At 69.1% G+C, this 13765-nt stretch carries 10 protein-coding genes and 1 pseudogene; 1 reads left to right on the forward strand and 10 read right to left on the reverse strand.

The features are described from left to right. Positions 1 to 162: 162 nt before the first annotated feature. Positions 163 to 819: a caspase, EACC1-associated type gene (locus IE263_RS21135; protein ID WP_189938891.1), complete on the reverse strand. Its 657-nt coding sequence runs from the start codon at positions 817 to 819 to the stop codon at positions 163 to 165. Next, positions 816 to 1157 (reverse strand): effector-associated constant component EACC1, encoded by a 342-nt coding sequence (locus IE263_RS21140; RefSeq protein WP_189938893.1) that lies wholly within the window; start codon positions 1155 to 1157, stop codon positions 816 to 818. Before IE263_RS21140 ends, IE263_RS21135 begins: the two co-directional genes overlap by 4 nt. A gap of 116 nt (positions 1158 to 1273) precedes the next feature. Here IE263_RS21140 and IE263_RS21145 point away from each other — a divergent pair, with 116 nt between their 5' ends. After that, positions 1274 to 3484: a glycoside hydrolase family 43 protein gene (locus IE263_RS21145; protein ID WP_189938895.1), complete on the forward strand. Its 2211-nt coding sequence runs from the start codon at positions 1274 to 1276 to the stop codon at positions 3482 to 3484. A 4-nt stretch (positions 3485 to 3488) separates the two neighbouring features. Here IE263_RS21145 and IE263_RS21150 read toward each other — a convergent pair. From IE263_RS21150 to IE263_RS21185, 8 genes and pseudogenes are all read right to left on the reverse strand, one after another. Further along, positions 3489 to 4592, reverse strand: a pseudogene (locus IE263_RS21150) (right-handed parallel beta-helix repeat-containing protein). A 63-nt stretch (positions 4593 to 4655) separates the two neighbouring features. Then, positions 4656 to 5816: a dienelactone hydrolase family protein gene (locus IE263_RS21155; RefSeq protein ID WP_189938897.1), complete on the reverse strand. Its 1161-nt coding sequence runs from the start codon at positions 5814 to 5816 to the stop codon at positions 4656 to 4658. Then, entirely contained in the window at positions 5803 to 6831 is a 1029-nt protein-coding gene (locus IE263_RS21160; RefSeq protein ID WP_189938898.1) for a pectinesterase family protein, read from the reverse strand. Before IE263_RS21160 ends, IE263_RS21155 begins: the two co-directional genes overlap by 14 nt. A 1-nt stretch (position 6832) precedes the next feature. Continuing rightward, a complete protein-coding gene (locus tag IE263_RS21165) occupies positions 6833 to 7969 on the reverse strand; it encodes a pectinesterase family protein (protein ID WP_189938900.1) in 1137 nt (378 codons plus the stop codon). A 105-nt stretch (positions 7970 to 8074) separates the two neighbouring features. After that, entirely contained in the window at positions 8075 to 9385 is a 1311-nt protein-coding gene (locus IE263_RS21170) for a pectate lyase family protein (RefSeq protein ID WP_189938902.1), read from the reverse strand. Positions 9386 to 9421: 36 nt separating this feature from the next. Further along, on the reverse strand, positions 9422 to 10219 hold the full coding sequence (locus tag IE263_RS21175) for a rhamnogalacturonan acetylesterase (protein WP_189938903.1): 798 nt from the start codon (positions 10217 to 10219) through the stop codon (positions 9422 to 9424). A gap of 145 nt (positions 10220 to 10364) precedes the next feature. After that, positions 10365 to 11708 carry an ABC transporter substrate-binding protein gene (locus IE263_RS21180; protein ID WP_189938905.1) on the reverse strand — a complete coding sequence of 448 codons (1344 nt, stop codon included), beginning with the start codon at positions 11706 to 11708 and terminating at the stop codon, positions 10365 to 10367. Between the two features lie 54 nt (positions 11709 to 11762). After that, complete coding sequence (locus IE263_RS21185) at positions 11763 to 13748, reverse strand: pectinesterase family protein (protein WP_189938907.1); 1986 nt, start codon at positions 13746 to 13748, stop codon at positions 11763 to 11765. Positions 13749 to 13765 lie beyond the last annotated feature (17 nt).

Genomic DNA, 13765 nt, shown 5'->3' on the forward strand with positions numbered 1-13765 from the left:
GTTCCTTTCCTAGGGAAGTGGGAGGAAACGGGCCGGAGGGGCCGCCCCGGCCCGTTTCTGGAAAGCAGTCGCCGCCGTGGCCGGAAAGGGTTGCCGGGTTCCCGCGAAAGGATCGAAACTTTCACCTCGGAGCGGGACACCGTACGGCGTTCCGAGACTCCGTCAGACGCAGGCGTCCGCAGGCGAACCCGGGCGTTCGAGGGAGTCCGACGGCTCCTCCCCGGGCAGAAAGGCCCGGGCCTGCCGGAGCTCGTCCTCGCTCAGGTCCGCACGGGCGAGCAGCGGCCGCAGAACGGCTTCGGCGCCCCCGGAGGAGAAGCCGGCCGCGGTGCCGTCGGTGTGGTGTTCCAGCCAGAACAGGGAACACGAGACTGGAGTCGGCGCCTGGCCCATACGGAGAGCCAGGCCGCTGTAACAGCAGTCGACGATGACCACCTTGCGCCGGGCCCGGGACGTCTCCACGTACTCCCGGATCGCCTCGTACGGCACGGAGTGGTGGCGACGCGTGTGGCTGGAGGCCTCGGTGGCGAGGAGCAGGCTGCCGTCCCGGTCGTAGTGGCCGTGCCCCGCGTAGTAGACGAGGAGCAGGTCGTCGGCCTCCTCGGCCGCCTGGCACACGGCGTCGAGGACGTGGCCCCGTTCGCTGTGCGCGGGGAGGACGACGCAGTTCGCCTCGGGGAGGACTCCCACTTCCGGGTCGGTCACCTGTGCTCGCAGCGCGGGGATGTTCCGGCTGACGCCCTTGAGTTCCGGAAAGTGGCTGAAGGCGTGCACGCCGAAGAACACCGCGCGGGAGCCGCGCGTCTGCTGTTCGGTCATGGCCGGGGCGTACCGGTGTCCGTGCTCTCGCTCTCCAGACCGCGCAGCAGATCCGCCAGTTGTGCGGCGTCGAGGTGGCCGATGTCGACGGTCGTGCTGCCGTAGGTCAGCCTGCGCCCGCCGCGGAGGGCGGCACCGGCCTTGGCGACCCGCCAACTGGCATAGACGACGGCGGAGTTCGCGATGCTGATGCCGTGGCCGAGTACGACGTCGAGGGCGTCGAGCGCGCTCATCGTGGCACCGGGCGTGCTGACGGGGGTGACGGACAGCCGGCGGGCCTGCTGATCACGGCTCAGCCAGTCCTGAAGGTCCGTCAGAGCCTGGGTAACGGAATCCAACGGACGGAGAAGTGGTCTGAACACGTTCGCACTTCTTGACGCACGGACTCTCGCTGATGAGACTCCAAAGGCACCCCACCTTCAACAGAAACCCCCACACTCACACAGGATGTGTCATGCGACCCCACTCCGCCCGCACGCTCCTGATCCCCCTCTTCGCTCTTCTCCTGACCCTCCTCACCTCCCCGCCCAGTACCGCGAACTCCGGAGCCCCGCCTGTGCAGCAGACCCCGTACGCCGGTTACCTCTTCGCCTACTTCACCGGTGAGGGCACAGCCGACGGCGAGCAGATCCGCTATGCCCTCAGCCGGGGCAACGACCCCCTGCACTGGCGGGAGTTGAACGCCGGCAAGCCGGTCCTGACCTCCACGACCGGTGAGAAGGGTCTGCGCGACCCGTTCGTGATCCGCTCCCCCGAGGGCGACAAGTTCTACCTGATCGCCACCGACCTGCGGATGTACCAGAACAGCAGTGGCAGCTGGGACGAGGTCCAGCGCCACGGCAGCAAGTCGATCATGGTGTGGGAGTCGACGGACCTGGTCCACTGGACCGACCAGCGCCTGGTGAAGGTCTCCCCGGACAACGCGGGCAACACCTGGGCGCCGGAGGCCTACTGGGACGACTCGCTCGGTGAGTACGTCGTCTTCTGGGCGTCCAAGCTCTACGCCGACGACGACCCGAACCACACGGGCTCGACGTACAACAAGATGCTGTACGCGACGACCAAGGACTTCCGCACCTTCAGCGAGCCGAAGGTCTGGAACGACCCGGGCTACTCGGTCATCGACTCCACGGTCGTGAAGTACAAGGACACCTACTACCGCTATACCAAGGACGAGCGGGACCCGGCCTCCAGCTCGCCCTGCGCCAAGTTCATCACCGGGGAGAAGTCGACAGACCTGACCTCCACCACGTACGACTTCGTCGCGGACTGCATCGGCAGCGGGGCGATGGACCGCGGTGAGGGCCCGACCGTCTTCAAGTCGAACACCGAGAAGAAGTGGTACCTGTTCATCGACGAGTACGGCGGCCGCGGCTACGTCCCCTTCGAGACCACCGACCTCGACTCGGGCCGGTGGACCCCGTCCACCGACTACCAGCTCCCGGCGAGCCCGCGGCACGGCACGGTGCTCCCGGTGACGCAGGAGGAGTACGACCGGCTGCTGGCCGCGTATCCCTCCACGCCGGCCTCGGTCGTGGACGCGACAGCGAAGGACCAGAAGGGGTACGCGATCGTCACTGAGAGCACCTCCAAGGTGGTGCTCCCCCTGCAGCCCGACGCGGACCTCTCCCGCCTCGCCCCGAAACTCTGGGCCGCTGAGGGCGCGACCGTGAGCCCGAGGTCCGGCACGCGCCGCGACTTCCGCAAGCCGCAGACGTACACCGTCACGGCGGCGGACGGGACGAAGCGCACCTGGACGGTCGAGGCGGTGCGCACCCGCAGCCCGATCCTGCCCGGCCTCAACGCCGACCCGGACGTCCACTACCTGAACGGCGAGTACTGGATCTATCCGACGACGGACGGCTTCCAGGGCTGGAGCGGCACACAGTTCAAGGCGTACTCGTCGAAGGACCTGGTCCACTGGAAAGACCACGGCGTCATCCTCGACCTGGGTCCGGACGTGACCTGGGCCGACAAGTACGCCTGGGCCCCGGCGATCGCCGAGCGCGACGGCACGTACTACTTCTACTTCTGCGCCGAGCAGCAGATCGGCGTGGCGGTGGCGGACTCCCCCGCCGGCCCGTTCAAGGACGCGCTGGGCAAGCCGCTGGTCGCCAAGGGCGGGGCGCTGAGCGGCCAGATGATCGACCCGGCCGTCTTCACCGACGACGACGGCACGTCGTATCTCTACTGGGGCAACGGGCACGGGTACGTGGTGCCGCTGAACGACGACATGGTGTCGTTCGACTCCTCGCAGGTGAAGGACATCACCCCGGACAACTTCCGGGAGGGTTCCTTCGTGATCAAGCGCAAGGGCACGTACTACTTCATGTGGTCCGAGGACGACACCCGCAGCGAGAACTACCACGTGGCCTACGCGACGGGACCGTCCCCGCTCGGCCCGTGGACCAAGCGGGGCACGATCCTGTCGAAGCGTCCGGAGTACGGCATCCTCGCCACCGGCCACCACTCCGTGGTGAACGTGCCCGGCACCGACGACTGGTACGTCGTCTACCACCGGTTCGGGCTGAACGGCCCCGGCCGGCCGGGCGGTGACGGCATGCACCGGGAGACCACGATCGACCAGCTGCGGTTCGCCGCCGACGGGACGATCGAGCCGGTGGTGCCGACCCTGGAGTCGATCAGGCCGGTACGCACCGGCTGATCCGTCAGTCCATCGTCGCGCCGATGGTGGTGCTGCCCGTGGTCAGGAACGTGGTCACGGGCAGCGCCCCGTTGGACTGGCGGGCGTTGTAGGTGCTGGAGGCGTCCGTCGACCGGAAGGCGGGCGTCGCGATCCCGGAGTCCCAGTTGTTGCCGGCCGAGACCACCGAGGAGCCCTTGTTGACCAGGCCGCTGCCGTTGCTCACGGCGAGGTTCTTCCCGAGGCGGGCGGCGCCGGTGGCGAAGTAGTAGCCCCATTTGCCGTTGGCGTAGGCGGTGGTGCGGTTGATGACGATGGCGCCCTTGTTGGAGTTCTCGGTGAAGCCGTTGCCGGCGTTGCCCCAGGCGGCCGAGTTGTTGACGACGTGCGCGACGACCTCGCCGTCGCCGCCCAGCTTGTAGCCGTTGCCGTCGCCCGCGAAGGCCGAGTCGGACCAGCGGTTGACGCCGTTGCCGAAGGCCCAGGTGTGCTCGACGGTGACGGGCGAGGAGAAGGACCAGAAGTCGAGGCCGTCGTCGGAGTTGTTGTAGAGGCGGGCGCCGGTGATGAGGTTGCCGGTGCCGGAGCCGTACTTCACGGCGATGCCGTCGGCGTTCTCCCCGTGGTTGGCGGGGTCGTAGTGGCCGTAGGAGTCGATGTTCCGGACCGTGTTGTTCACGGTTCCGTCTCCGGTGAGGGTGAAGCCGGAGTCGCCGCCGTTGATGGTCTTGATGGTGTTCCAGTTGGTGCCGGTGCAGGACTGGCAGACGACCGCGCTGTCCGGGGAGTTCTGGAAGGTGATGTGGGAGACGTTTCAGTAGTCGGCGGTCAGCTTGAAGATCCAGTCGCCGTCGGGGAGGTTCGACCCGTCGATCTTCACGGTCTCCGAGCCGTACGCGGTGAGCGTGATCGGGCTGGAGGAGGTGCCGTTCTTCGTGGACTCCAGGGTGGCTGTCGGGTAGTAGGTGCCGCCGCGGACCTGGATGACGGTGCCGGCGGTGGCGTTCTTGAGGGCGTTGGACAGGTCGGTGGAGTTGCTGACGACCACGGTGGCGGCCTGCGCCTGGGTGGGGAGGACGGCGAGGCCGGCGCCGAGGGTGAGGGCCGTGAGAGCGGTACGACGAGACATGGAGTGCGGGTCCCTTCCGTCGTCGTTGGGGGATGAGGGGGTGGGGGGTTTACGGGACGGGGTTCACAGGACCGTGTCCAGCCAGGTGAAGACCTCGTCCTGCATGCGGTCGACGAAGACATGGCCGAGGTCGGGCCAGGTCTTCAGGTGCAACCGCTCCTCGGCGTGGCGCGAACGCCAGACGGCGCGCAGCTTGTCGTGGGCCACGCGGACGCCGTCGGCGGGGAACAGCGGATCGAGTCCGCCGTCGAAGAACAGCATCGGCCTGGGTGCGGCGATGCTCGCCACGTCGGGGAAGTCGAGATGGCGGGGCAGTCCGGGATGGAGCATGTAGTAGGCGGACTGGCCGCGCAGGGTGTTGTTGCCGGGCACCATCATTTCCCTGAGCCCGGTCATCCAGCAGACGGCGGCCGCGGCGGCGAGGTCGTCGCTCAGCGCGGCCGCCTGCCAGGCGCGGAAGGCGCCCATGGAGAAGCCGACGGCCGCGATCCGCCGCCGGTCCACACGGTCGAGCTGGGCGAGGAAACCGGCGGCCCGGGCGTCCTCGCGGGCCATGAGGCCGGCGAGCGACGAGCCCAGGTTGTAGAAGTTGCTCGCCAGGGCCTGCTGCTGGTCGTAGGCGAGGGGTCCGCGGTCGCCCCAGCCGAGGGCGTCGGTGGCGAGCACGACATAGCCGCGCCGGGCCAGCTCGTCGCCGACGAAGCGCCCGCTGAAGTACCGCGCCGCCCAGGCCTCGGCGGACGCCAGCCGGGTGTCGTCGTACCAGGGCCGGACCAGCTTCTCCTTGCCGATGTCGAACTTCGCCCCGTGGTCGTGCAGGAGGAGGACGGCCGGGAAGGGGCCGGGGCCGTGCGGGGTGAGCAGGGCGGCACGGACGCGTTCGTGACGGGTGAGAGAGAGGGTGACCAACTCCCTTCTGTAGCCGTCGTGTTCGTCACGTCGGCCGAACTCGGGGGCGTACGGGGTCCCGTCCTCCCGGTCGACGATCAGGGCCTCCTCGACCTTGGCGCGAGCGGCCCGGCGCCAGGCGCGGAAGTCGCGGATCGGGGAGTTTCCCCAGGCGAGCGGGAAGGTGAGCGCGGCCTTCAGCGCGGGATGGAAGTCGGGCAGCGGCCCGTCGACGACCGCGGCCTGCGCGCCGGTGGTGGCGACTCCCCCGGCGAGCAGGGCGGCCCCCGACCCGACCACGAACGCCCTCCGCCCCACCCGGTCATGGACACTCATACGGCCTCCAGTCCCCGAGGTAGGTCCGCCGGGTGTGCGCGGCGGCCTCCTCCGCCGTCAGCTGCGGCCGGTTCGCGGGCTCCGAGATCACCGCGCCCGGCCCGGAGTTGGCGTGCTCCCGGAACCGCATGGTCTGCCAGGGGTAGGCGTCCCGCATGTTGGTGTAGGGGGCGACCGCGTCGATGCCGGGCCCGATCCAGGTGTCCCGCACGACCAGCGAGGGCCAGGCGGTCGTCTCGTACGACGGCACCCAGGGCCGGGCCAGCTTGTACGCGGCGTCCTCGGCGCCGGAGGTGATCCGGCCGCGGACGGCGAGGAAGCCGTAGGGGTTGGCGCGGGCGGTGGAGGGGGCGAAGACCATGCCCTTGGGGGTGAAGGTCACGTCCCGCTGGAGGGTGTGGAAGTGGCAGGCGTCGAAGACGGCCCGTGCCCGTCCGAAGACGAAGTCGACGTCGCCCTCGATGTAGCAGCGCCGGTAGTACTGCCGGCCGAAGGCGTCCAGGGCCGTGGTGTCCGCGAAGAGCGTGTCCTGGTGGGCCAGGAAGCGGACGTTGTCGAAGCTCGAGCGGTCACCCGTCACGTACGCGGCCACCGCCTGGGTGCCGGTGATGTCCGGGTGGTCGGCGCGCAGCCAGTCGTTGGCGAGGGTGAGGTCGCGGACGGTGAGGCCGGGGGCGGCGGAGGCGAAGGTGGCGGACCCGGCCGTGCCGTACGTGGTGCCGTCGGGCTTCTTCGTGCCGTTGGCGTTGTCGTGGACGAGGACGGCGGCGCGGGGGTCGCGCGAAGCGCCCCGCAAGGTCAGCTCGCGCTTGTCGGCCGGGACGCTGACGACCTCCCGGTACGTGCCGGGGTGCACGACGATCGTCCAGCCGGGCCCGTCGACCGCGTCCACGGCGGCCTGGACGGAGTCTCCGGGGCGGACGTGCAGGACGCGGCGGGAGTGGGCGTGGGCGGGAGTCGCCACCGTGCTCAGTGCGCCGGCGGTGAGGCCCGCCAGGAGGGTGCGCCGGCGCATGTCAGCAGGCCTCCTTCCAGGGCGTCCAGTCGCCGAGGTGGGCCTCGCGGGTGGCCGACTCGGCCTGCTCGGGGGTGAGTTGGGGCCGGTTCTCGGGGACCGTGACGCGCGCGCCGGGCCCGGTGTTGCGGTACTCGGCGAACCGCTGGTTCTGCCAGGGGAAGGAGGCCGACATGTTGGTGTAGGGGGCGACCGCGTCGATGCCGGGGCCGAGGTGGGTGTCGCGGACCGTGAGCATGGGGCGGGCGGTGGTGTCGGAGCTGGGCACCCAGGGGCGGGCCAGCTTGTAGAAGGCGTCCGGGGCCTCGCTCGTCACGCGGCTCTTCGTCACCAGGTAGCCGCGCGGGTTGGCGCCCGCGGTGGAGGGGGCGAAGACGAAGCCGTAGGGGGCGGCGGCCAGGTCGGTGCGGTTCAGGGTGCGGAAGTGGCAGTGCTCGAAGACAGCGGTCGCCCGGCCGAAGACGAAGTCGACGTCACCCTCGGCGTAGCAGTGCGTGAAGTACTGGCGGGCGAAGGTGCCGAGGGCGATCGAGTCGGCGTAGAGGGTGTCCTGGTGGCCGAGGAAGCGGCAGTGGTGGAAGGAGGAGCGGTCGCCCTGGACCTTGATGGCGACGGCCTGGGTGCCGGTGACGCCGGGGTGGTCGGCGCGCAGCCAGTCGTTCGCGAAGGTGATCCAGCGGGCGGTGAAGCCGTCGGCCTGCACGGTCGTGGTGGCCGATCCGGTGGTGCCGTAGGTGCCGCCGCCGGGTTTGGGGGTGCCGGCCGCGTTGTCGTAGACGATCACGACGTCCCGCGGGTTCTCCGAGGCGCCGATCCAGGTCGCCTCGGTGCGGGTGGCGTCGACGGCGACCGTCTCGCGGTAGGTGCCGGGCGCGAGGACGAGGGTCCAGCCGCTGCCGACGGCCGCGGCCACGGCGTCCCGGACGGAGGTGAAGTCGCCGCGCCCCTGGGGGTCGACGTACAGGGTCTGCGGGGTGAGGCGGGCGGACGGGGTGCCGTAGCGGCCGAACGGGCGAGGCGGGCGGGTGGCGGCCCGGGCGGTGGGCGCGGCCAGGAGGCCGAGGGCGGCGCCCGCGCCGGCGCTCGCCGTCAAAAATCCCCTTCTGGACAGGGGGAGTCGGGGGTGGGGCGAGGGCATGCGGGTGCCTCCTTGGAGTACGTGCGGCTCGTCAGACGGGGTTCCTCGAGGGCGTGGGGGGTTGCGGGCCGGGGCGTCGGCCCCGGCCCGGTCACGGTGTGGAGGTCAGCAGATCTTTCCGGCGCCGGCGCGACCGCCGACGATCCCGGGGACGGCCTTGGGCGAGTCGACCTTGGTGCGCAGGGTCGGCGTCCAGCCGGCGCCCGACTGGAGGGTCTCGCCGGGGATCTCGGCGTTGTGCACGGCGATCAGGTCGGTCAGCTTGCCGTTGACGTAGTTGTTCTCGGCGGTGAGCGGCGCCTCGTTCCACTTCTTCAGCACCTTGCCGACCTTCGCGCCGGCCGGCAGCGAGATCGCGTTGTCGCTGGCGTGGAGCTGAGAGGAGATGCCGACACCGAAGATGTAGTAGTCGTCCTTCTGGTCCTCGGTCACCACGTAGTGGTTGTTGTAGACGTCGACCTGTCCGAACCGCACCCGCGGAGAGCGCTGGAGGATCCCCTCGAAGCGGTTGTGGTGCATGGTGACCTTGAGCTTGCCGGAGTCGAGGGCGGCGGTGCTGTCGCTGTTCCCGATCAGCATGTTCTTGTCGTGGTCCTGGAAGCGGTTCCAGGACACGGTCACGTAGTTGGAGCCGCGCACGATGTCCGTCAGCCCGTCGTGCTGCTGGAAGACCTTGCCGAAGTAGACCGGCCGCTCGCTGTCGGGGTAGCGCCCGTCGGTGAACGTGTTGTGGTCGATCCACACGTGATCGGTGCCGTAGACGACCACCGCGTCGTACTCGGAGTTCCAGTTGCCGGTGTTGTTGTCGTCGGTCGGGTCCCACTTCGGGAAGCAGTCGAGGGGGGCCTCGATGGTGAGGTTGCGCAGGATGACGTTCGAGACGCCCTTGATCTGGAGGCTGCCGCCGAGGATGCCGGAGTTCTTGCCGACGCCGACGATGGTGGTGTTGCTCGGAATGTTGGCCTTGATCGCCGAGTCCTGGTTGGCGGCGGACGCGACCCGCGCGTCCTCCTGCGGACCGCTGGCGACCTCGTCGTTGCCCCAGACGGCCGGGTCGTAGTCCTTGAGGTACTGCTGGAGGTCGTACCCGCCGGTGGCGAAGGCGTCGCAGCCCTCGGAGACGGCGTCGATCATGCCCTTGACCTTGATGATCTTGGGCGCGTCACCGCCGTCCGCCAGTGCGGCCTTGAACTCCGCCCACGTGGTGACGGTGTAGACGTGCTCGGCGTCGGCGGCGGCCCCACCGGTGGTGCCGGTCCCGTGCGACGCCCAGCCGTCGTTGGCCGGGAGGGTCTGCCGGGCGACATCACGCGAGGACTGGGCCTGGGCGGTGGTGCTGGTGACCGCCAGGGCGAGGGTGGTGCAGCCGACGACGGCGACGGCCATGACATGCCCATGCCATCTCTGTGCGTTCATGGTGCGGCTCTCTTTCGACGAGAAAAGGGGTGATGTTTACGCGGTGGCCGGCGGCCAGGTGATCCAGGACTCCGGGATCTCCGCGTCGAGCCGGCGCACGTCCCGGGGCGCCAGCACCCGGCGGTGCAGCAGCTCGCCCGCGACGAGCCGGGCCACGGCGATCGCGCCCGGCGGATTGAAGTGCGTGTTGTCCTGCTCGGTCTCGGTCCAGTTGAAGTACGTCTTCGTCCCCTCGACCCCGAGCTTCTGCCACAACGCGAGCGACAGCGCCTGGATGTCGAGCAGCGCGACGCCCTCCTCCTCGGCGAGCGCACGCATCGCCGCGGGATAGTCGCCGTGACTCGGCACGGCGTCGCCCGCCGCGTCGAACCTCCGCCGCTCGACGGGAGTCGCCAACACGGGCCGCGCCCCACGCGCCCGCGCCCCGTCCACGTACATCCGCAGATAGTCCTGGTACGTCGTCCAGGGCTCGGTGTAACGGGTGGGGTCGGTGGTCTTCTCGTCGTTGTGCGCGAACTGGATGAGGAGGAAGTCACCCGGCCGGATCGAGGCGAGGATGACGTCCAACCGCCCCTCGTCGACGAAGCTCTTCGAACTCCGCCCGTTCACCGCGTGATTCGCGACGGGCCGGTCCTTGTGAAGAAAGAAGGGAAGCGCCATTCCCCACCCGGTCTCGGGCGCGGCGTCGGCGAATTTCTGAGCGGCGGTGGAATCACCGGCTATGTAGAGGGTGCGGGGGCGGTGGGAGGAGGCGCGAGCGGGAGCAGTTCCCGAAACGCCGAGTGGAATGGCGGCAACGGCCGCGGAAGTAACCTGTCTGCGGGTAAGGGACACAGAGGTGCACCTTTCAACAGGGATGAGTGTCCTGACCAGGGGGCGCGGGGCTGTATCCATGTGCGGCTCCGCCGCGTGGGCGCGACCAGCCAGGGACGGCCTGCAGCCTGCACACCACAGGCCGCCCCACGGCGAAACCCGGCAATTAACCGGCCTGCTGCTTCCACTCCTCCTGAGCCTTGTTCAGCTGATCGGCCAACGTGTCCAGGAATTCCTTCGCGCTCATCTTCCCGAGCAGCACCTTCTGGAAGTTCGGCTCGTTGTCCGCCTTGGAGATCGTGTTCCAGTCCGGCAGGTAGTACGGCAGCTGCACGATCGTCGTGGACCCGTCCGTCAGCGCCTGCGCGGCCAGCTTCGTCGGCTCGGCCTTCTGGATCCACGCGTCCGACGCGGCCTCGTTGTTCGCGGGCACCTGCCCCGCCGACTCGTTGAACTTCGAGTTCTCCGCCTTCGAGGTGGCGAACTCGATGAACTTCCAGGCGGCCTCCTTGTTCTTCGAGCTCTTGAACAACCCGAGCCCGTCCACGGGGTTGGACACCTGGACCCGCTTACCGGTGGCGCCCACCGGCTGCGGAATGCCGCGGAACTTGTCGACCCCGAGCGCCTTCACGTGGTCCTGGTACGAGCCCAGGTTGTGGTTCAGCATGCCGATGGTGCCCGAGTCCCACTGGGCGACCATCTTGGTGAAGTCGTTGTTGAGGTCGGCGGCCGGCGTGTACTTCTTGTAGAGGCCGACGTACTTCTTCAGCGCCTCGACGTTCTTCGGGTCGTTGACCGTGGTCTTGTCCCCGTTCCAGAACGAGGTGATCCCGCTCTGCCCGTACATCGCGTCCAGCGCCTGCGCGATGGAACCGGCGCCACCACGGATCGTGTAGCCGAACTCGTTCTTCTTGGCGTCGGTCAGCTTCTCGGCCGCCGCGTAGAACTTGTCCCAGGTCGTCGGCTCCTCCAGACCCGCCGCCTTGAACAGGTCGGTGCGGTAGTACAGGACACCGTTGTTCGCGGAGGTCGGGATCGAGTACAGGGTGCCGTCGCCACCGCCGGAGGCCTTCAGCACCTTGACCATGTCCTCGTTGAGCTTGCCGTTGAGGGAGGACTTGCCGAGCCGGTCGTCCAGCGGATCGAGCGCTCCCTGCGCGGCGAACCCGGCGATCATCGCCGCGCCGACGCCGCCGACGTCCGGCAGGCCACCGCCCTGGATGGCGGTGTCGACCTTGGACTGGTACTCGGTGGAGGCGATACCGACGTACTCGACCTTGATGTCCGGGTTGGCCTTCTCGAAGTCGGCGATGATCTCCTTCCAGATGTCGGTGCGGACACCGCCGTTGTTGTCCCAGAAGACGATCTTGCCCTTGCCGCTGCCCTCCTCGCCCTTGTCGCCGCCGGCGCCGCTCCCGTCGTCACCGCAGGCGGTGGCGGTCAGGGCGAGCACGGCACCCAGGGCGACGGCCGTGGCGGCGCGCCTGCTTCTGCGGATGCTGATCTTCATTGGTCGGCTCTCTTCTTCTGGATCCAACGAGGGTTTCTGTGAAGTTGTGGGGGGTCAGTGGTCGCGGGCGTACGGAGCCCAGTCGTCCGTGCCCTTGAGGTAGTGCGCGACGGTGTGGGTCCGTGCGTCGGCGTCGCTCATCTGCGGCCGGTCCGCGGTCACGCCCGCCCCCGGCCCGAAGTTCCGGTACTCGGCGAACCGCGCGTCCCGCCAGGAGAAGCCGCTCATGTCGGTCCACGGGGCGGACTTGACCGCGGCGGGCAGCTCGGTGTCGCGGATCAGCACCTGGGCGACGGCCGCCGGTTCGCCGCCCGGGTGCCAGGGCCGCCCGAGGTGGAAGGTCCCGGCGGGCGCGTCGCTCACGATCCTCGACCGGGTGATCAGGAACCCGTACGGGTTGCCCGTCCAGGTCGAGGCGGCCGTGATGTACCCGTTGTTGGTGGCGGAGCCCCGGCTCAGCGCCCGGATGACGGAGCGCTCGATGACGGTCGTCGCCCGTCCGTAGACGAAGTCGACGTCGCCCTCGATGTAGGAGTCGCGGATGTAGACCCGGCTGATGACGTCCAGCTTGGGGCTGTCGGTCATCAGGGTGTCCTGGTTGCCCAGGAAGGCGGTGTCCTCGAAGACGATCCGGTCGCCGGTCGTCTTCACGGCCAGCGCCTGCTCGCCGTTCAGCTCGTGCGCGGCCTCGTCGAAGTCGTTGCTGAAGGTCAGGTTGCGGGCGGTGACGTCGTTCGCCGCGATGCGCACCGTGGCGCTCCCCGTCGAACCCCCGTACGCCGCGGGCGTGTCGTAGACGATGACGGTGTCCGAGCGGTCCTGTCCAGTCCCCCGCAACAGGATGTTCGGCTTGGTCGCCGGGATGAACACCTTCTCGCGGTAGGTGCCGGGGGCGACGGCGACGGTCACCGCGGAGGCGTTGCCCTCGGGCACGGCGTCCACGGCGGACTGCACGGTCGGGTAGTCGCCCGGGACGCGCAGCGTCACCGAGTCGCCGATCCGCTTCTGCGGCCCGGAGAAGCGGGACACCAGCGCGGGCACGGCCGCCGCCGGATCCAGCCGGTACGGGTAGAAGTCCCGCGGCTCGAAGGCGGTGCCCCACTCCTCGTGCCGGCCCGTCGTGTTCCTCAGGATGGATCCGCGCTCGACCAACTCCGCGGTGGTGTCGGCCTGGTAGGGGTGCTGAACGTCCCGGTAGTAGCTGTTCTCGATGACCATCTTGGTCCGGCCGCGCGACCAGTTGCCGTAGGTCCACACCGGGTCGCCCGGATCCGCCTGTGCCGTCAGGTAGTTGTTGTAGAGGTGCGCGTAGGCCGCGTTGTCGACGGACGGGTTGCGCTGCTTGGTGTGGGCGAACAGGTTGTGGTCGATGGTGATCTGCGTCTTGACGTTGGTGGTCCAGCCGAGGCCGAACGTCTTGTTGTTGTTCTCGAACCGGTTGTAGGAGACGGTGACGTACTCGCTGTCCTTGCGGACGTCCAGCTGCCCGTCGCAGATGTTCGAGAAGCGGTTGTGGTCGACCCAGACGTGGTGGACGGTGTCCATCTGGATGCCGTCGAAATCGGTGTCCTTGCAGTCCCAGTTGCCCTCGATCGCCGAGTCGCGGATCGTCAGGTTGCGGATGATCACGTTGTGCGTGCCGGGGTTGAGGTGCAGCTCCCCGTGCACGATCTCGCCGGTGTCACCGACGCCGATGACGGTCTTGTCCGAGGCCACCACGATGTCCGCGCCGAACGGCTCGACGGCGATGGACCCGGCGACCCGGATGACGTACGGCTCCTCGGCTCCGGCGTACTTCGCCAGTGAGGCCTGGTCGGTGACCGTGACGACCTTGCCGCCGGCGCCTCCGGTGGTGCCACCGGCCAGGGAGGCGAAGCCGTGGGCCCGGTCGGTCCAGCGGTCGGCGACGGCCGCCTCGGTCGTGACGTCGGCGGCTTTCGCCTCGCCGACCGCCCCGAGCCCCAGCGCGGCGACCAGGCCGGCTACGGCGGCCAGCACGACAGCAGGTCTCGGCAAGCGCTTGCTCTGGAAGTGCGTCATTGCGGCTCCCAACAGGC

Source organism: Streptomyces aurantiogriseus (assembly GCF_014649375.1).
Lineage (GTDB): Bacteria > Actinomycetota > Actinomycetes > Streptomycetales > Streptomycetaceae > Streptomyces > Streptomyces aurantiogriseus.